At 69.5% G+C, this 18517-nt stretch carries 14 protein-coding genes; 7 read left to right on the top strand and 7 right to left on the bottom strand.

The annotated features are described in order from the left end of the window. Positions 1 to 5: 5 nt before the first annotated feature. Both LCL87_RS07595 and LCL87_RS07590 read right to left on the bottom strand, forming a co-directional pair. Entirely contained in the window at positions 6 to 1622 is a 1617-nt protein-coding gene (locus LCL87_RS07595; RefSeq protein WP_225018297.1) for an MFS transporter, read from the bottom strand. A 45-nt stretch (positions 1623 to 1667) separates the two neighbouring features. Continuing rightward, positions 1668 to 4232 carry a LuxR C-terminal-related transcriptional regulator gene (locus LCL87_RS07590; protein WP_225018295.1) on the bottom strand — a complete coding sequence of 855 codons (2565 nt, stop codon included), beginning with the start codon at positions 4230 to 4232 and terminating at the stop codon, positions 1668 to 1670. A gap of 227 nt (positions 4233 to 4459) precedes the next feature. Here LCL87_RS07590 and LCL87_RS07585 point away from each other — a divergent pair, with 227 nt between their 5' ends. Then, positions 4460 to 5443 carry a DUF2889 domain-containing protein gene (locus LCL87_RS07585; RefSeq protein WP_225018293.1) on the top strand — a complete coding sequence of 328 codons (984 nt, stop codon included), beginning with the start codon at positions 4460 to 4462 and terminating at the stop codon, positions 5441 to 5443. A gap of 103 nt (positions 5444 to 5546) precedes the next feature. After that, positions 5547 to 6773 (top strand): RCC1 domain-containing protein, encoded by a 1227-nt coding sequence (locus LCL87_RS07580; protein WP_225018291.1) that lies wholly within the window; start codon positions 5547 to 5549, stop codon positions 6771 to 6773. Between the two features lie 54 nt (positions 6774 to 6827). On the opposite strand, the gene LCL87_RS07575 is transcribed toward LCL87_RS07580, so the two are convergent. Next, a complete protein-coding gene (locus tag LCL87_RS07575) occupies positions 6828 to 7943 on the bottom strand; it encodes an acyl-CoA dehydrogenase family protein (protein ID WP_225018289.1) in 1116 nt (371 codons plus the stop codon). Positions 7944 to 8200: 257 nt separating this feature from the next. On the opposite strand from LCL87_RS07575, the gene LCL87_RS07570 reads away from it, so the two are divergent. Beyond that, the gene (locus LCL87_RS07570; protein ID WP_225018287.1) at positions 8201 to 9433 is read left to right on the top strand and encodes an aminotransferase class I/II-fold pyridoxal phosphate-dependent enzyme; all 1233 of its coding nucleotides are present in this window, start codon (positions 8201 to 8203) and stop codon (positions 9431 to 9433) included. Beyond that, the gene (locus LCL87_RS07565; RefSeq protein ID WP_225018285.1) at positions 9430 to 10899 is read left to right on the top strand and encodes an NAD-dependent epimerase/dehydratase family protein; all 1470 of its coding nucleotides are present in this window, start codon (positions 9430 to 9432) and stop codon (positions 10897 to 10899) included. Before LCL87_RS07570 ends, LCL87_RS07565 begins: the two co-directional genes overlap by 4 nt. Here the strand turns inward: LCL87_RS07565 and LCL87_RS07560 are convergent. Beyond that, the gene (locus LCL87_RS07560) at positions 10844 to 12256 is read right to left on the bottom strand and encodes a sensor histidine kinase (RefSeq protein ID WP_225018283.1); all 1413 of its coding nucleotides are present in this window, start codon (positions 12254 to 12256) and stop codon (positions 10844 to 10846) included. The genes LCL87_RS07565 and LCL87_RS07560 overlap by 56 nt on opposite strands. Beyond that, positions 12253 to 12948, bottom strand: coding sequence for a response regulator (locus tag LCL87_RS07555; protein WP_510850713.1), 696 nt, complete (start codon positions 12946 to 12948; stop codon positions 12253 to 12255). The genes LCL87_RS07560 and LCL87_RS07555 overlap by 4 nt, the downstream gene beginning before the upstream one ends. Before the next feature lie 102 nt (positions 12949 to 13050). Here LCL87_RS07555 and LCL87_RS07550 point away from each other — a divergent pair, with 102 nt between their 5' ends. Further along, the gene (locus LCL87_RS07550; RefSeq protein WP_225018279.1) at positions 13051 to 13941 is read left to right on the top strand and encodes a D-alanyl-D-alanine carboxypeptidase family protein; all 891 of its coding nucleotides are present in this window, start codon (positions 13051 to 13053) and stop codon (positions 13939 to 13941) included. Here the strand turns inward: LCL87_RS07550 and LCL87_RS07545 are convergent. Then, a complete protein-coding gene (locus LCL87_RS07545) occupies positions 13938 to 14780 on the bottom strand; it encodes an alpha/beta fold hydrolase (protein ID WP_225018277.1) in 843 nt (280 codons plus the stop codon). The genes LCL87_RS07550 and LCL87_RS07545 overlap by 4 nt on opposite strands. Before the next feature lie 267 nt (positions 14781 to 15047). Here LCL87_RS07545 and LCL87_RS07540 point away from each other — a divergent pair, with 267 nt between their 5' ends. Together LCL87_RS07540 and LCL87_RS07535 are read left to right on the top strand one after the other, a co-directional pair. Further along, positions 15048 to 16202 (top strand): 3-ketosteroid-9-alpha-monooxygenase, oxygenase component, encoded by a 1155-nt coding sequence (locus LCL87_RS07540; protein WP_225018275.1) that lies wholly within the window; start codon positions 15048 to 15050, stop codon positions 16200 to 16202. 49 nt (positions 16203 to 16251) lie between these two features. Next, positions 16252 to 17181 (top strand): NADP-dependent oxidoreductase, encoded by a 930-nt coding sequence (locus LCL87_RS07535; protein ID WP_225018273.1) that lies wholly within the window; start codon positions 16252 to 16254, stop codon positions 17179 to 17181. A gap of 16 nt (positions 17182 to 17197) precedes the next feature. Here the strand turns inward: LCL87_RS07535 and LCL87_RS07530 are convergent, their stop codons facing one another. Continuing rightward, positions 17198 to 18484, bottom strand: a complete 1287-nt coding sequence (locus LCL87_RS07530) for an LCP family protein (protein ID WP_225018271.1) — start codon at positions 18482 to 18484, stop codon at positions 17198 to 17200. Positions 18485 to 18517 lie beyond the last annotated feature (33 nt).

Below are 18517 nucleotides of genomic sequence, written 5' to 3'. Positions count from 1 at the left end.
ACGGCTCAGGACGCGTGTTCGTCCTCGCCGACCGGCGTCCGCGGGATGCGTCCGGTCCCGAAGAGGGCGGCGACCGTCAGCAGCGCCGCGACCCACAGCGCGGCCTGCAGTGCCTCCAGTCTGGCGTCGGTGTTCGCCGACACGACCGCGTCCGCGACCGTCGGATCCACGCCGGCCTCGTCGAGTGCGCCGGACAGTTGGGTGTCGCTGAGGAACGGGACGCCGCTCGCGAGTTCCGTGGTGGCCTGTTCCTGGACGGTGTCCGGTACCCGCGGGTCGTTCTGGATGCCGGCGACGATCGAGGCGCTCAGCGTCGCGATCAGGACCGAGCCGATGAGCGCGGTGCCGAGTGAAGCGCCGAGGTTGGTCGCGGTGTTCTGCAGTCCACCGACCTCGGCGCTGCGCGCATCGGGCACCGCGGAGACCGTGACCGCGCCGAGTTGGGAGGCGAGAGCGCCCAGTCCGAGGCCCATCAGCAGCATCGGCACCGCGACGATCCCGGCGTTCGCGCCCGGATCCATGCCGCCGGCCAGGATGGCGATGCCCACGGTCATCGACGCCAACCCCAGCCGGACGACCCGACGCGGATTCGCGTGCGGCCAGGCCTTGGGGATGCCGACGGCGGTCAGCAGCAGCGCGACGGACAGGGGAAGCAGGCGGACTCCGGTCTGCAGCGCGCTGAGTTCGAGCACGACCGACAGGAACAGCGGGACGGTGAAGAAGACACCTGCCTGAATCATGAACTGTGCGAAGAACATCGTCAGCCCGCCGGACAGTTGGCGGTTGGACAGCAGGCGGGTGTCGAGCAGTGGTTCGCCGCCGCGGTGCGTCAGGCGCGCCTCCCAGCGGGTGAACGCGTAGACCACCAGCAGACCGGCGAGGACGAGCCAGCAGACCGGGGACAGGCCCAGCAGTTCGGGACCGCCGGGGCGGCTGCGCAGCCAACCCCACTCGCCGGACCGCAGCACGCCGTACACCACCAGACCCAGGCCCACGATGGACAGCAGCGAGCCGACGAGGTCGAGTCGGGCCCGCGCCGGCGGGGCGTCCTCTATCCGGCGCAGCACCGGCAGGATCAGGAGGACGAGTACGACCTCGCCGGCGAACACGTACCGCCACGACGCGAACGTGGTGACGGCGCCGCCGATCAGTGGGCCCGCGGCCACCGCGACGGCGCCCGAGGCGGCGATCAGACCGTAGGCGCTCGAACGCTTCTCGGGCGGGAAGTTGGCCGCGACCAGGGCGACGATCGCCGGCATGATCAGGGCGGCGCCGAGGCCCTCGAGCAGCGACCAGCCGAGCAGGAGCACCCCCAGGTTCGGGGCCAGCGCCGTTGTCAGCGAACCCGCGCCGTAGACGACGAGGCCGATGCCGAATGCCCGGCGCCGACCGATGATGCTGCCGATCTTTCCGCCGGTGATCATCAGCGTTGCCATGACGAGCGTGTACAGCGTGATCGCCGTCTGGATCCCGGTGATCGTGGTGCCGAGGTCGGACGCGACCATCGCCATCGACACGTTCATGACCGAACTGTCGAGCGTCATCAGGAACTGTCCCGCCGACAGCGTCGCCAGGATCAACGTCGCCCGGGATCCCGTCGGACGTCCGACGCTTTCAGGCATACCCGATTGAAGCAGGGGCGGGGTGCGCCGCGGGGCCGATCGGGCTCAGTCGATCAGACCCGTCCGGTAGGCGATCTCGAGGGCCTCGTCGCGCGAGTGCGCGTCGATCTTCCGGTACAGGGTCCGCAACTGGCTCTTGACCGTGTTGGTTGACACGAACAGCGTGCGGGCGATCTCGAGCGTCGACAGGCCGCGGGCGAGCTCGGCGAGGACCGCTCGCTCACGTTCCGTGAGTTCCACGTGGTGGACGGCCGCGGGATACACCTCGCGGGCGTCCGTCGCGAGCAGTGCGGCCACAGCCGTCGACGGGGTTCGCGCCGCCGCATCCAGGTCGGCGAGCAGCGCTCGCGGGACCGTCGTGAGCATCCCGAGGAGTCCCGTCCGGTCCGCGATCGCGACCGCCTGCGCCCACGACCGGGCGGCGGCGGCGTGCTCGCCCAGCGCGCGGTGCGCCGACGTCTCGATCAGCAGGGCGTCGAGTTGGCTGCGGGTGAACGGATAGCTGAACCAATCACACTTGCGGCACAGCGTGAGGGCGGCCGTGGGATTGCCGGTGAGCAGGTGGGTGCGCGCGGCGGAGACCAGCAGGATCGGACGGTTGAGTTCGCGCTCGGCCAGCATCGACAGGGCGCGGTTGCCCTCGCCGAGGGCGAGGCGGAGTTCGATCTCGAGCGCTGTCATCACCGCCGCGACCGTCGAACCCGGGCGGAGGATGGCGGCGTGCGACGCGATGGCGCGCTGCAGGACGGCCATGCCGGCGTACGCCTGACCGGTTGCCAGGGCGTGGCGGCAGTGCGCCAAAGTGATGAAGGGCCACAGTTCTTCGCGTTCGGAGGCCTCGCCCAGCTCGTCGAGCCAGCGGTCCGCGGCCGGGATGTCGAGACGGTCGAGTGCCACCAGGGTGCGGGCCACGAGTCCGCCCACCTTGACCATCGGCTCTAGCCAGCCGTCGGGGTCCGGGTGCGCGTCCTCGAGTCCGATCCATTCCTCGGCGCGTCGAGGTTCGCCGATCACCGCCCAGTTCATGGCAGAGTTGCCGGCCGCGTTGCGGGCGACGAAGCCGACGCCTTGGGCCAATGCGCCACGGTGTGCCAACCGCAACTCCACCGCCGATTCCGTGAACGCGCCCGCGAGTTCGTACGTGATGCCCCACTGCAGGCGCATCACCGGTAGCTGGTCGGCGATGTCGTCGGGGCGGGTGTCGAGTGCGCCGCGGACCAGATGAGTGAGCCGGCGGGTCATCTCGGCTGCGCGTTCGTGCTCGCCGCCGAGGCGGAGCATCAGGGTCTGGACGCACCCGACGCTCAGGGCGTCGCGCGCCTTCTCGGTGGTGCCGAGTTGCTCGAGCGCCGCGGGCTGGCTGGGCAGCGCGTCGGCGGGGATGGTCGGCTGGGCGCCCAGGAGGGTGAACAGGTCGCGTCCGGCCTTGACGGCGGGATGGGCGTCGAGGTGCTCTTCGGGTAGGTCGCTCAGCGTCGACCGCAGTAGCCCGAAGTGGCTGTCGATCAGTCTCACCCAGTGGTTGGTGATCAGATCGAGCGCGAAGTCCCAGTTCTTCGCTTCGACCGCGTACCCGAGTCCCGACGCGATGTGTCCGCGCTGCAACTCGTGGCGCGCGAGAACTGTCAGCCTCTCGTCCCGGTCGATGCCCGCCTTCACCTGTGCCGCGAGGAGGCAGTCGCGGACTGCCGGCGCGAACTCCCAGGCGTCCTCGACCGTTGTCTCACAATGGTTGACGATTCCGGCGGTTTCGAGAATCTCGAGGCGTCGCACGGCATCGTCGGCGCCGGTCAGCAGTCGTGCGATCTCCTCCGTGATGATCCGCGCGGTGGCGACCGCGATGACGAAGTCGCGGCTTTCGTCAATCGAAGGATGTTCGAGCACAGTCGATTGCACGTATCGGGCGATCGTTCCGTCGAGGCGATGCGCAAGCAGTTCGCGGCGTTCCGGGGCATCGGGAAGGTTCTTGGCGACGACGACCGCGATCCGCATCAGCGCCGGCAGCGATCCGACCCGGCCGCGGATGTAGTCCAGTTCGCCAGCCTCGAGCGATATTTCGGCGTGATCGAACAGTTCTTCGGCGTCCTCGCGCGTATAGAGCAGGTCGCGCGCCAGGATCAGTTCGTGCGTCGGCTCCATGACGACGGGGTCTCCGAACAGCGACCTGTCGCACGCCGTCGCGACGATGTTGACGTTGTGGCAGCGATCGAGAAGGTGCAGTACCTCGTCCTCGATGCGGACGTCGTCCACCAGGTCGATGCGGACCAGGACGAGCAGTACCGGTGCTCCGCAGTGGGCGAGGTACTCCCGGACCTGCTCTGCTGCGGGCATGCCGTCCGGCCACGGATCGGTCTCTCCCGCAATGATGCCCGCAGCCCGGATTCGCTCGATCGCGGACCGCCAGAACTTCTCCGATGTGGTGTTCTCCGCAGCGGCGGAAATCCACAGCACCGCACGATATTCCGAACGGGAGGACTTGAGCCACGACACCACGAGATCGATCTTGCCGAATCCGCGCGGGGCGCGGATCACCGTGATCGGCGAGTTCCGGTCCAGGCGTGCGAGTAGTCGCTTGCGGGCCGGGGCCCACGCCGAACTGCGGCTCGGCATCGGACCTGAAATGCCGTTATGTCGGCGCTCTCTCATCTGGAACCACCCCCCGGCCTCGGTTCGCACGATGCCCGCGACGGCGGCGGCGGGCTTCGAGACATCTCTCCACAAACCTCTTTCGTACGATCATTGCAAACTGCAACTCACCGGACATTGGCTACCCTCCACTTCCACCCGATGAGACTCGCGCTTGATCGTCGCGCACGGCATGGGGCACGGTCGATCCCATGACCGAGAACACTCCGGATCCCGCGTTGCACGGTGCCGTTCGCGGACCCCGTGACGGTGTGCCGGTCGCTCGATCGAACTCGGTGCGGCTGGTATCGCGCCTCGACCTGTCGCGTCCGGGTGGTGCGGGAGGCGAGCTCCGATTGAGCGGGCGGGCGTGGGAGTTCGAGATCGACGCGCGGGCTGCGGAGTCGGTTCGCGACGCCGCGACCCTCGAGGCCGTCGTGGACTATCACGACGGCCGAACTCTCACCGACATCCGGACGTCGCCCGATGTGCCGGGACTCGCGACTCTCGTCGGCTCGTCGGCCATCGCGGGATTCCGGGGCCGGGTCGGCGCCGTCGTCGCAGGTGATGCCGCCGATGTGGGTGCACCCCTCGCCCAATTGCTCGACGACGTTCCGCTGGGCACGCTGATCTCGGGTCACGCGGTGTCGGCTGAGCGTGCACTGGACCCGCTCACCGCCGCGGGCGGCACCGGCTACGTGCCGGTCGGCGACCAGTGCGCGGGGTACGTGGACGGCGGCGCGCTCATCACCACGATCGCCGTGCGCGGGCGCAGCCCGGTCGCGGACGGTCCCGTCGCGCCTCCGCTCGACGACGCATTCGGTCGCACGCCGCCGCCGCTCGGTATCCATGCGATGCGGCGGCGTCGGCGCGTCGACCGCTGGATCGAGAACGGTGAGCTTCATTTCGACGCGATGTTCCGCGACACGTACGTCCGCGTCGACGGCGTCGAGACGGTGATCCACGAGTACGAGCTCACGGTGACCGCGGACGCCGCGACCGGCGTCGTGCGGGAGGCTGCGGCGACGCCCCGGGTGTTGCCGTGGTTCGACTGCCCGGGGGCCGTGGCCAGTGTCGGAAGGCTGGTCGGAACTGCGCTGGCCGACGTCGATGCGGACGTCCGTCGGAGCTTCCGTGGTCCCGAAACGTGCACTCACCTCAACGATCTGCTGCGGAGCATCACTCACGTGCGGTAATTCGTCCGATTGTCGATATTCGGCCGCCTCGGCGCGTCATGATGCGAGTGCCGCACGGGGGTACCCGTCGGCGCCACATCGGACTCGTCGGGAGGACGTGCACGTGGAGATCGGAAATCGACGTCGGCTGACGCGGGGATTGGCGGCCCCTGCGCTCGCGGTTGCGGGAATGCTGGCGCTCGTGGCGCCGGCGATGGGCGCGCCCGTCGGCCTGCCGGTCACACCGGGCGGCGAGATCCGGGCGTGGGGCGGTGAGCCCGACGGGCCCGAGTCCCCGACGGACCACGGGCAGCTCGATTTCCCAGCACTGACGGGCGGCGAAACCTACACCGCGATCGCGGCGGGGACCGAGCACTCGATCGCGCTCACGTCGTCGGGGCGGATCGTGGGTGCCGGGACGGCCCCGCAGTCGACGCCTCCGCCCGCGCCGGACGGGGCGCGGTTCACGGCGATCTCGGCGGGCCCGGACTACTCGCTGGCCCTGACCTCGACCGGCGACGTCCTGTGCTTCGGCAGCGACGCGGCCGGCCAGTGCTCCGGTCCGGCCGATTCCACCGAGCGGTTCACGGCGATCGCCGCGGGCTACGAGCACTCCCTCGCCCTCACCGAGAGCGGGCAGGTGCGGGCGTTCGGCACCAACGAGTTCGACGAGATGAATCTGCCGACCGACCGCACGTACACCGCGATCGCGGCCGGCGCGGACTTCTCGCTCGCGCTGACCTCGACAGGCGAGGTCGTCGGAGTCGGAAAGGACTGGGCGAACAGCACCAACACGTCGAACACGCACCTACCGCCCGCACCCGACGGCGAGCGGTACGTCGCGATCGCGGCCGGTGAGTCGCATGCGCTGGCGCTGACGTCGGGCGGCCGGGTCGTCGCCGGCGGCTACGCGCGATACGGCCAGAACGAGGCGCCGGACCCGCCGGACGGACAGACGTTCACCGCGGTCGCTGCCGGCCGGGACCACTCCCTGGCACTCACGTCGGACGGCGGCATCGTCGGCTGGGGCGGCAGCCGGAGCGGCCAGCGGGGTGAGTGGAACGAGGCCGCGAGGGCATACGTGTTCGATCCTGCTCCGGAAGGGTTGCGGTACACCGCGATCGCGGGCGGCGCGGACCATACGCTCGCGATCGTGGCTGCGCCCGCGCAGGAGCCCGAGCCCGAAGCGGATGACTGCGCCGCCACCGGCTCCGCGACGTCCGGGTCGCTGCAGACGGGACTCGGGTCGGAAGCATCGACCCCGGTCTCTTCCTCGACCTTCGGATCGTCGTGCAGTGGGTCGGCGGTCCTGATCGATCTCGGTTCGCTCGGGGCGTTCGTGGGTAGTTGACGTGACGTCCGTCCCGGGCCGCCGATTCCGGGACGGTTCAACGGTTCGCCTTCGCTACGCGAACGCGAACTCGTCGCCGGCGTGGTAGCGGGCCAGGGACTCGGACACCGAGCGGCGCGACGGAGGATGGAATGCGAAGGCGTGGATCGCTGCCGCGAGATACGCGACGTCGGGGGACTTGATGAAGGCGATGCCGCCGAGCGATTCGACGGCGGCCGCGGTCGCGCGGACCAGGGCATCGCGGATGGATATGCGGCACAGCAGAAGACGAACGGAGATGTCCTGTCCGCGTTCGCCGGCGTCGACGGCACGCGCGATGCTCTCGACGGCCGCCATTCCGTTCTCGATGTCGGCGGCGGCACGGGTGTAACCCTCGAAGTCGCCCTTGTCGGCGGCGAGGAGGCGTTCGAGCAGCGCGCTCGCCGCCCCCAGGTAGTTCGCGCTCACGAGCATTCCGAACCACAGGTAACCGGTCATCTCGTGCCGGCCGTCCGGGTCGTCGGCGCCGTTGAGGAGCACGAAGTCGGCGGGAACCTCGACGTCCTCGAGCACCACCTCGTCGCTCTCGGCACCGGCGAGCACCGGGCTGTCCCAGAACGGGCGCACCGTGATCCCAGGCGCGGTCGCGGGAATCAGCGCGATCGCGCGTTCCCCGGAATCGACTGCGACGCTGGCCGTGAGCAGGTCCATCGACGTGGACAGGCTGCACGGTTTCTTGCTGCCGTTCACCACATAGGTGTCGCCGCGGCGCTCTGCGCGCATCGTGGGGACGAAGACGCTGCCGCCCGGAACACCCTCCGAGAAGCCGGATGCGATCACCGTTCGCTGTTCCACCAGTGACCGCACCAGCGCGCGGTCCTCCTCCGTCGAGTCGCGCGCGAACTCGCCCAACGTGGCCAGCGACAGGTGGTGCATCGTGCTCGCGGCCCCGAGGGACGGTGAACGGCTTCCGATCGCCCGCTGTACGCGAACAGCTTCCAGCGCAGACGCGCCCAATCCGCCCTCCTCGGCGGGGATCGTCAGACCGGTTCCGCCGCTGTCCCGGAACTGCCCGATCGCATCGCCGCCCCTGCGCTCGAGTTCGAGCAACGGCGTGCGGTCCAGGTAGTCGACGAGACCGGGCAGGTACGACTGGAGCGTTTCGCGTTCGACGGTCATCAGGCGGGTCATGGCACTCCTCTGCGGTTGGTGTCGGACACGTCGGTGCGTCCGAGCGGTGGATCACGCAACCGGTGGTTCGGAGCGGCGGTGTCGGCGGATGGGTCGGTGGTGAGCCGTCCGGTGAATTTTGCTGATGTACCTCGTATTTCGGACATCGGGAACATTTCACGTCGGTTTCTTCGATGGGCAATCCCTCCGTGGGCTCCCTCCGAATCACTCGCCGGAGCAGCACTCGGGACAAGACGACTGTCAGGAGATTCGAAACGATGGCGACGAACCGTTTGATGCGGCGATTGGACGACGACGAGCGGGTGGACCTGTTGCGGGCGGCCCGCGAGTCCGACGTGAATCCGTACTTCCGGGTGATGGAGTCGGCGACCGGACCCGTCGTCCGGGTCGAGGGCGCCGACCGGATCATGCTCGGCTCGAACAACTACCTGGGTCTGGCAGACCATCCGGCGATCCGACGGGGAGCGCAGGACGCGCTCGATCGGTTCGGCGGCGCCGTCACCGGGAGCCGACTCCTCAACGGCACCACGGATCTCCATCTCGAGCTCGAGGCCGAGATCGCCGACTGGCACGGCACCGACGGCGCGATCGTCTTCACGACCGGCTATCAGACGAACCTCGGAACCATTAGTGCGATCGCCGGCAAGGGCGACGTGATCGTCGTCGACGCGGCGGCGCACGCGTCGATCCGCGACGGTGCGGTGCTGTCGGGCGCCACGGTCCGCAAGTTCCGGCACAACGACGTCGCCGATCTCGACAGTGTGCTCTCCGAGCCCGTCGAGGGTGGCGGCGCGGTGCTCGTCGTCGTCGACGGGTTGTACTCGATGGAGGGCGATCTGGCGCCGCTCGACGAGATCGCGGCGGTGTGCACGCGCCACCGCGCGGCACTCATGGTCGACGAGGCGCACAGCCTCGGCGTGTTCGGGGGCCGGCGCACCGGGGCCGCGGAATTGTTCGGGGTGGACGGCTCCACGGATATCCGGATGGCCTCGCTGTCGAAGAGTCCCAGTTCCACGGGAGGATTCATCGCCGGATCGCACGATCTGCTCGATTCGCTGCGGATCCACGCGAGGGCCTTCCTCTTCACGACGTCGGGCGTGCCGGCCGCGGTGGGTGCATCTCTGGCGGCGGTGCGGCTGATCCGCAGCGATGAGGGCGCGCAGCGCGCCGATCGGGCGCTCGCGAACGCGTCGACGTTGCGGTCCGGCCTCGCCGCGGCGGGACTCGACGTCGGAGTGGTGTCCGCCCTGCCGGACGGGGGCGGAACGGTCTCTCCGATCATCGCCCTGCACGTGGGCGACGAGATGGAAGCGATCGCGTTGTGGCGCAGACTCTTCGACCGGGGCATCTTCACGAGCGCGGCGCTGCACCCGGCGGTGCCGCGGACCGGGGCTCTGCTCAGGCTTTGTGTCATGGCCTCCCACACCGACGCCCAGATCCGGTCCGCGGTGGACGTCATCACGCAGACCGTGGCAGAGGGTGCAGCGTGAGCCTGCGGATCGCCGTGACCGGCGCGACGAGCGACTTCGCGGCCGTGATCCTGCCGGTGCTGTTCGCCGATCCGGAGGTGGAATCGGTTGTCGGGGTGTCCCGTAGCGCGCCCAGGGTCGTGGACGCCAAACTCGAGTCGGTACGCATGGACATCCGGTCGGACCGCCTGGTCGAGGTGTTCCGCGGTTGCGACGTGGTGGTGCACCTCGCGTTCGTGGTGGAGGAGATCCGGGACAAGGCCGAGACCCACGACATCAACCTGCGCGGCTCGCGCAACGTGATCGACTCCGCATACCGCGCGGGCGCCCGGCGGGTGGTGGTGGCGTCGAGCGTCAACGCGTACGGGCCCGAGCTGCGTCCGAAGCCGGTCGACGAGAGCGTCTATCCGGCAGGAGATCCCGATCGCTACTACTTCCACGACAAGGCGGAGGTCGAGCACTACGTCGAATGGTGGCTGCGCCGGCATCCCGGCGAGATGGCCGTGTCGTTGCTGCGGTCCACGTACGTGGTCGGGCCGAACTTCTCGAACGACGGGATCGACCAGCTCACCGCCTCGGTCGGTGTGTTCCCGCGCGCCGACGAGGCGGCCTACCAGTTCCTGCACGAGCGCGATCTCGCCGATGCGTTCCATCGCGCGGCCAAGCACGACCTGAGCGGGCCGTTCAACATCGGACCCGACGGGTGGGTGATGGTGCGCGAACTGGCGGCGATGCAGGGGCAGCGGCTGTTCGACGTGCCCGAGCGGTCCGCGATCGTCGCCGCGAACATCGCGTTCCGGTTGGGGTTGAGTCCCTTCTCCGGTCAGTGGGTGACCGCCGGCGAGACGGTGGTGAGTTCGCGTCGATTCGCCGCGGCGACGGGATGGCGGCCGACGCTGACGGCGCGCGAGGCCGCGGCCGTGATGATCCTGCTGCGGGGTAAGGCGTTGCTGCGCAGCGTGGACGCGCCGAGACGCCGCGTGGCGTGCGAGGCCGCCTTGGAACCGGCCACGACGTTCACGGCCGCCGACACCGGACGGCTCGAGCACGCCCACGTCGGTCTCCGGGACGGCTCCGTGCACCTGGAGGTCCACGCCGCCGACTCCCGGCGCAGCGGACGCACCCTGGTGATTCCGGTGCCGCCGGGGTTGCACGCCCGCTACCTGACGGACACGGCGGCGGCGCTGGCGCGCCAAGGATTCCACGTGGTGCTGCTCGACCTTCCGGGACACGGGCTGAGTACCGGCCGGCGCGGTCGGCTGACCGCGGAGACCGTCGCGGAGGCGCTGGAGGCCGCGGTGTCGTACGCGCGCGACTGGTTCGGCGGGGATCCGGTGGTGCTCCGGTTGCCGGGAACCGTCCCGGAACGGAGGGGACGCCGGATCGCACGACTGCGGACACGCGTCACCGGACGCGTCGTGCTCCCTCCGGTCAATCCGGCCGATCCGCTGCTGCCGCGCGTGCTGCGCGGGGCAGTCGAACCGTGAACATGTTTCCCGTGGAGCCCGATGTCACGGAGATCGTTCCACCGTGCAGGGTCACGTTCTCCTCGGCGAGGGCGAGACCGATCCCGCTGCCGTCGGTCCGGCCGCGGGAGGCGTCGGCCTTGTAGAACCGCTCGAACAGTTGTGCCCGCACGGCCTCCGGGATGGGAGCGCCGTGGTCGGTCACGGTGATCACCGCGTCGTCGCCGTCGGTGCGCACGGCCACTTCCACCGGCGGACGCCCGTGCGCGAACGCGTTCGCCACGAGGTTCCCGGCCACGATGTCGATGCGGCGCCGGTCCACCCGGCACGGGACGGCGCCGTCCGCGTCGAGTTGTACCCGCGACTCGAAGCCGCGGGTGGACAGCGACTCCCGCACCACGTCGACGAGGTCGTGCGGTTCGAGGACCAGATCGGCCCGGCCGGTGTCGAACCGGGAGATCTCGATGACGTCCTCGGTGAGCCGGGACAGCCGCTCGGTGCCGCGGCTGACGATGCGGGCCGCGCGGGCGGTGTCGGGCGGCATCGTGTCGGCGTCCTCCTCGAGGACCTCTGCGACCGCGACCAGCGCCGCGAGGGGCGTGCGGAGTTCGTGGAAGACGTCGGCGACGAACCGTCGGGCGTCGGCCTCCTTCGCCGCGAGATCGGCCACGGTGCGGTCGAGTTCGGCCGCGGACCGGTTGAACGTCGCGACCAGTTCGGAGAGTTCGTGGCTGGCTCCGGCGGTGAGCTCCTGGCGGGGCCGGCCGGGGACGAGCGCCGCGGCGGCGGTATTGAGCCGGCGCAGGGGCAGCACGAGTCGGCGCGCGGTCCACAGCCCGGCCAGCGCCGCGAGCACCGAGACGACGATCGCGACCGCCGCCGCCCGGCGCTCGAGCGAATCGATCTGCGCCTGGGCCTCTCCCAGGCCGAACACCGCGGCGACGAACGTGGGTTCGCTCAGGGGCAGCTCGGGGTCCCCGAGGCGGCCGCCGACGTAGAACAGTGGTGCGCCGCCGTTGTCGACGCGCTGGAAGACCGGAAGTTCCGACTGCTGCAGGCGGGCGACCAGTTCCGGCGGCGGGCCGGGAACGTCGAGGGGCCACGTGTCGGTGCGGACATTGCCGGACCAGGCCACGCTCCCGTCGCCGATGCCGGTGAACTCGGACAGCTCGCGTCTCGTGGGGTGCTCTCCGAGCCAGAGCGCCGAGGAATCGAGGGTGTCGGCGAAGCTGCTCAGGATCTGGTCCTGCGCCGTGGAGAAGATGTTGGCGCGAGCCTGCAGGTACACCGCGGCGGACGTCACCACTGCGGCGATCAGTGCGATCACCGCGACGAGGGCCGTGAGCCTGGCCTGCAGACCCGGTCGTCGAATCCTCATGCGACGGGGCCGAACCGGTAGCCGAACCCGCGGACCGTCTGCACGTAGCGGGGATTCGAGGGTTCCTTCTCGAGTTTGGCGCGCAGCCGCTGCACGCATGCGTCCACCAGGCGTGAGCCGCCGAGGTGGTCGAAGCCCCACACCTTCTCGAGCAGTTGCTCGCGGGAGTACACCTGGCCCGGGCGCTCGGAGAGAGCCAGCAGCAGTTGCCATTCGGTGCGGGTGAGCTCGGGCTGCCGGGCGCCCTCGGTGATGGTCAGGGTGTCACGGTCGATCACCAGGTCGCCGTACACCTCGCGCCCGGCGTCGGGTGCGGGCGCCGCCGGGGTGCGGCGCAGCACGGCCTTGATCCGGGCGTCGAGGATGCGGGGCTGCACCGGCTTGACGACGTAGTCGTCGGCGCCGGTCTCGAGCCCGGACACGACGTCGACGTCCTCGCCGCGCGCGGTGAGCATGATGATCGGGACGCCGCTGCGGGCCCGGATCCGTCGGCACACCTCGAACCCGTCGACGCCGGGCAGCATCACGTCCAGCACGACGATGTCGGGGGACCCGTCCGCGAGCGCCGCCAGCCCGGCCTCGCCGCTGGCCGCCGCCGACACGACGTGCCCGTAGCGGTGCAGCGCGAGGCTCAGCGCGTCGCGCAGGTTGTCGTCGTCCTCGATCAGCAACACCGCAGTCATGACGCCCATCCTCCCGACGACGGGCCGCAACACAATCGGCGCCACACCTTGTAGCAGAACGGTGACGAAACACCCGCAGAATCCGGATATCCGGACGCGACGGTGGACGCCATGCAGATTCTTCGCAGGGGCCTCGTCCTCCCGTTCGCCGTCGTGATCCTGCTGGTGGGCGCCACGATCTGGTTCGTCGACGTGATGTCGCGGCCGGGTTCCGGCGGACCCGCGAGCCTGGCCCGGCCCGGCGCCGCGACCGCCTACAGCTTTCTCGACGGCGCGGACGACGAGATTCGGCTCGGTGGGGCGCGGCAGTCCCGGCCGCGGCCCACCGCGAGCACGGCGAAGGTCATCACCGCTCTGGCCGTGCTGGAGCGGAAGCCGCTGGCGCCGGGCGAGGACGGGCCGACCCTGACGATGACCGAGGCCGACGCCGACCTTTACCGCGACTACGCCGACCGGGGCGGTTCGGCGGTCGCGGTGGGCGCCGGCCAGGAGTTGTCGGAGTACGAGATGCTCGTCGGGATGCTGCTGCCGTCGGCGAACAATCTCGCGGACACCCTCGCGGTGTGGGCGTTCGGCTCGCTCGCCGAATACCGGACGGCGGCAACCGAGCTGGTGCGGTCTCTGGGGATGACGTCGACGACGGTGGGCACCGACGCGAGCGGCTTCTCGTCCTCGACGACGAGCACCGCCCGGGATCTGACCCTGCTCGCGGCGGCGGCCGTGCGCAACCCGGTGATCGCCGAGATCGTCGCGCGCGACCACGCGATGCTGCCGGGGGTCGGGGTGGTCTTCAACACGAACTCGCTACTCGGCCGACCGGGAGTGGTGGGCCTCAAGACCGGTACGACCGACGAGGCGGGCGGGGTGTTCCTGTTCGCCGCGAGGGTCGGTGTGGCCGGCCGCCTCGTGGTGGGGGCGGTGCAGGGAGAGGGACGCTCGGCCTACGACGCCATCGACCGGGCGTCCCTCCTGCTCGACGAGCTCACTGCAACCGCGGGCTAGTGGCGGACGGGCGCGCCGAACCCCTTCTGCGCGAGCCAGTCCAGGACCGTGTCGGCGACGTCCGGCCAGCCGTGGTCGACGGTGAGCGAGTGGCCGCGGTCGGCCAGCACGATGTAGTCGTTGTCGGTGGCCGCCTTGCGGTAGCGGTGGTGAGCCGAGCGGCTCACCGATTCCGGCACGGTGTGGTCCTGGCCGCCGCCGAGGATCAGCAGCGGTCCGCGTGGTGCGGTCGTGTCGACGTGCGCCGGGGAGCCGGGAAGAAGGTTCGCGAACGCTGCCTGGAACAGCGGCCGGCCGGGGGATGGAATGGTCCAGTGGTCGTAGATCTCGTCGGATTCGCTGCGGTCGATGGCATTTCCGAAGCTGTAGGCGAAGGCGTCGGGGGTGAGGGTCACGGTGCGCTTGGCATTCGCGGGGTTGCCGAGCACCGGGAACGAGGAGCGCAGTTGCGCGAGGGGGAGCGCCTTGACGCCCTGGATCTGCGCGGGGTCGATCGCCACGGCCGCCGCCGCGACGTCGGCGGCCAGCAGTTTCTGCGCGATCAGGCCGCCGAACGAATGGCCGATGACGATCGGTTTGCGGTTCAGTGGGGCGATGGCCTCGGCGAAATGCGCAGTGACCTCGTCGATGCCGTTGCCGGCCTGGTCCGCTGCGTGTGCCCGGGCATCGGTGATGCTCGGTGCCTCGCCGGGCCACGTGGGTGCCAGGGTGTGGAATCCGGCCGCGCCGAACCTCGTTTGCCACGGGTCCCACGAGGCCGCGGCGAGCCAGAGACCGTGGATGAACATGACCGGCGGAGCGTCGACAGTGGGGTGTGGGGTGTCCGGCGTGTCGGGCATGGTGTCGGGTCCTTCCAGATCGTGGAATGTGTACCCAGTGCTGGACATTACGATGCTCGGCCGCGCCGACTCCGGAAGCCGTTATCGCCGATTCGGTATGGACTTTGGTCACCAATCGCGGACAAACGGTCCGATTCGGTCCCGATGAGTGAGATTCGTGCCACAGTCGACTGACACGTGTTTCAGTGTGAAGCGGGACACATCATCAAACGGATGATTGATTCCGGTTTTCGAGCGTTTTCACTGAAAGGGACTTGGGGAGCGGTCATGACGACGATGGATACGGAGAACGAAGAAGTTCGGATGATCGAGGCCGGCGAGGCCCCGGAGCGTTTTGCGCGTGGTTGGCACTGCGTCGGTCTGTCGCGTGACCTCCGCGACGGCAAGCCGCACTCGATCCACGCCTTCGGCACCAAGCTGGTCGTGTTCGCCGACAGCCAGGGGGATCTGAAAATCCTCGACGCCTACTGCCGACACATGGGCGGCGATCTGAGCCAGGGTGAGATCAAGGGCGACTCGGTGGCGTGTCCGTTCCACGACTGGCGTTGGAACGGCAACGGCAAGTGCACCGACATCCCCTACGCCCGCCGCGTTCCCCCGCTCGCCAAGACCCGCGCGTGGACGACGATGGAGAAGGACGGCCTGCTGTTCGTCTGGCACGACCCGGAGGGCAACCAGCCGCCGGCGGAGGTCACCATCCCGGACATGACCGCTCCCGGCGAGGAGTGGACCGACTGGGTGTGGAAGCAGATCACCATCGACACCAACTGCCGCGAGATCATCGACAACGTGGTCGACATGGCGCACTTCTTCTACGTGCACTACGGCTTCCCCATCAAGTTCAAGAACATCTTCGAGGGCCACACCGCGACGCAGTACTACGAGGGTGTCGGACGCGAGGACATGGCCCGGCCGACCAAGGACGGTCAGGCGGCGTCGACGGGCAACAGCTCGGTGGCCGCGTACTACGGCCCGTCCTTCATGATCGACGAGTTGACCTACCACTACCCGGATTTCGACATCGACTCGATCCTGCTCAACTGCCACTACCCGATCGCGCCGAACAAGTTCGTGCTCATGTACGGCATCAAGGTCAAGCAGACCGACGACATCCGCGGCGAGAAGGCGCAGGAGCTCGCGACGGCGATGGCGTCGTACATCACGATCGGATTCGAGCAGGACGTCGCGATCTGGAAGAACAAGACGCGCATCGAGAATCCGCTGCTGTGCGAGGAGGACGGCCCGGTCTACCAGCTGCGTCGCTGGTACGAGCAGTTCTACGTCGACGTCGCCGACATCACCCCGGACATGACCAACCGTTTCGAGTTCGAGATGGACACCACCAAGCCCGTCGCGGCCTGGCGGCGCGAGGTCGCCGAGAACATCGAGCGTCGCGTGGCGGAAGCGGCCGCGTCGAACTGAACGGTTCCCTGACGGGAATAAGTCGCGGTCGCGCCACGGTTGTTCGGGCATGGCCAGAACCGTGGTCGCGACCGCGTACGGGGGACCCGAGGTCCTCGAGGTGATCGACCAGGACATCCCGCCCCCGGGGCCGGGTCAGGTGGTCGTCGAGATGCGGGCGATCGGGGTGAACCCGCTCGACTACAAGCTGTACAGCGGAGCGTTCGGTGTCGACCCCGCCCGGTTGCCGATCCGCCCGGGCGTGGAGGGTGCCGGCGTAGTCCTGCAGGTCGGTGCCGGCACCGACTCCGTCCGGGTCGGTGACGAGGTGATCGTCTACGCCGGCGAGGGCGCCTACGCGGACCTGGTACTGCTCTCGGCAGAGGATGTACTGCCGAAACCCGACTCGATGTCGTGGGAGGACGCGTCGTGTCTGCTGGCGGCGGGCACCGCGGCCTACGAGGCACTCGAGGTCGCCGAGGTCGGTGAGGGCGACACCGTCGTCATCCAGGGCGCGGCCGGTGGTGTCGGCGAGTTGACGGTCCAGTTGGCGGTGGCCCGGGGTGCCGTGGCGATCGGTGTCGCGTGGCCCGTCCACCACGATTTCCTCCGCACCCTCGGTGCCGTTCCCGTATCGCCGGGCCCGGATCTGGCGGCACGGATTCACGAACTCGCCCCGGACGGGGTCGACGCGGTGGTGGACACCGTCGGCGCCGACGAGGTGATCGACGAGTCGCTGGCACTGGACGTGGACCGGGAGCGGATCGTCAGTCTCGTCGCGTTCGGCCGTGCGGCCCGTGACGGTTTCCGCACGATCGACGGAATCAGCGAGCGCAGTGCACGGATCCGCCGCGAGGCGCGTCCGGTGCTGGTGGACATGGCCGCGCACGGCGGGCTCGACGTCGTCGTGGGCACCCGGTTCCCGCTCGCGGAGGCGGCGGAGGCGCATCGGGCGCTGCAGGAACCGCACGCCCGCGGGAAGTTCGTACTGCTGCCGTAGCGGGGACGGCAGCAGGTCAGTCGACGCAGGGAATGCCGCTGCTGTCGTCCGCCGCGACGGGTGCTTCCGGCGGCGGGGCTTCCAGCGGCGTGCTGGTGTCCTCGGTCGTCGTGGTGGTGTGCGATCCCGATCGGGCGGTTCGCGACGACGTCGCGGGCGGAGTGGTCGTGGTCGTGGTCGTGGTGGCGGAGGTCGTTGTCGGGAGCGGCCCGTCGCCCGCGAACAGGCTGGACACCTCGGCGCGCATCCGGTTCGGGTCCACGATGTTCACCGCCTGGCCGTCGATGGTCTGGTACCCCTCGATCGGCAGGGTGTAGAAGTCGAGTTCGCCCCGGGTGAGGTTGCGTGCCTGGAAGGCGAACGAGACCGGATCGAGGTCGTCGTCGACGACGACGTCGCTCTTGACCGTGTCGAACAGGCCACGCATCTTGGAGACACTGCCGAACATGCCGCCCGAATCGAGGTTGCGGAGGACGGCGGTGAGGAACGCCTGCTGCCGGCGGGTGCGGTCGAGGTCGCCGTTGTCGAGGCCGTGCCGTTGCCGCACGAACGACAGTGCCTGCGACGGATCGAGCATTTGTCTGCCGGCCGGGAAGTTCGCGCCGGAGTACGGGTCGTCGACCGGTGCATTGAGGCACACCTCGAGCGGCCCGAGCGCCTTGGCGATGTCGTAGAAGCCGACGAGATTGACCTCGGCGAAGTGGTCGATGGGTACCCGCAGCAGCTTCTGCACGGTCTCGATCGTGGACCGGCGTCCGGCGTCGCGGGATCGTTGTTCGCGTTCGGTCGGGTCGGTCACGCCCTGCTCCTCGAGGTCGGCGTCGGCGTCCGCCTTCGCCATCCCGTATGCCTCCTTGATCTTGTGCTTGCCGTAGCCGGGGATGTCGACGTAATCGTCGCGGGGGATCGCGGCCGCGGTGGCCCGGCTGCCGTCTCCCGGGACGTGCAGCAGGATCAGCGTGTTGGTGTTGTACCCGCCGGCGTCGCTGTCCCCGGCATGTAGTTCGTCGGTGACGAATTCCGCGGGTAGATCGTTGCCGTGCATGTCCTTTCGGCTGTCGAGGCCGATCAGCAGAATGTTCGCATCGCCGTGTTCCGATCTGCGGTCGCCGCCGGTCAGGACGTCGAGGGCGCCGGACCGGAGGATGCCGGTCGTCAACTCGTGGTGGGCAGCCCAGCCGAGGCCGGTCACCACCAGGACGGCGGTCGCCGCGGTGGCCGCCGCGACGCGCAGGGCCGTGACCGTCCTGCGCCGGCGGCGTGGACCCGGATCGTCGATCGTGTCGTCCTGATCGGAGCGCACCGCCTCAACATAGCCGGGCGCCGTGCGCCGACA

Source organism: Prescottella equi (assembly GCF_020171745.1).
In the GTDB taxonomy this organism is placed as follows: domain Bacteria; phylum Actinomycetota; class Actinomycetes; order Mycobacteriales; family Mycobacteriaceae; genus Prescottella; species Prescottella equi_A.
Note: the sequence above shows the minus strand (reverse complement) of the source record. Positions and strands in the feature narration are given on the sequence as shown.

What these genes read in the sequence shown, in the direction of transcription:
- LCL87_RS07595 (WP_225018297.1), bottom strand. Translation starts at nt 1,622, where the DNA reads ATGCCTGAAAGCGTCGGACGTCCGACGGGATCCCGGGCGACGTTGATC.
- LCL87_RS07590 (WP_225018295.1), bottom strand. Translation starts at nt 4,232, where the DNA reads ATGCCGAGCCGCAGTTCGGCGTGGGCCCCGGCCCGCAAGCGACTACTC.
- LCL87_RS07585 (WP_225018293.1), top strand. Translation starts at nt 4,460, where the DNA reads ATGACCGAGAACACTCCGGATCCCGCGTTGCACGGTGCCGTTCGCGGA.
- LCL87_RS07575 (WP_225018289.1), bottom strand. Translation starts at nt 7,943, where the DNA reads ATGACCCGCCTGATGACCGTCGAACGCGAAACGCTCCAGTCGTACCTG.
- LCL87_RS07570 (WP_225018287.1), top strand. Translation starts at nt 8,201, where the DNA reads ATGGCGACGAACCGTTTGATGCGGCGATTGGACGACGACGAGCGGGTG.
- LCL87_RS07560 (WP_225018283.1), bottom strand. Translation starts at nt 12,256, where the DNA reads ATGAGGATTCGACGACCGGGTCTGCAGGCCAGGCTCACGGCCCTCGTC.
- LCL87_RS07555 (WP_510850713.1), bottom strand. Translation starts at nt 12,948, where the DNA reads ATGGGCGTCATGACTGCGGTGTTGCTGATCGAGGACGACGACAACCTG.
- LCL87_RS07550 (WP_225018279.1), top strand. Translation starts at nt 13,051, where the DNA reads ATGCAGATTCTTCGCAGGGGCCTCGTCCTCCCGTTCGCCGTCGTGATC.
- LCL87_RS07545 (WP_225018277.1), bottom strand. Translation starts at nt 14,780, where the DNA reads ATGCCCGACACGCCGGACACCCCACACCCCACTGTCGACGCTCCGCCG.
- LCL87_RS07540 (WP_225018275.1), top strand. Translation starts at nt 15,048, where the DNA reads ATGACGACGATGGATACGGAGAACGAAGAAGTTCGGATGATCGAGGCC.
- LCL87_RS07535 (WP_225018273.1), top strand. Translation starts at nt 16,252, where the DNA reads ATGGCCAGAACCGTGGTCGCGACCGCGTACGGGGGACCCGAGGTCCTC.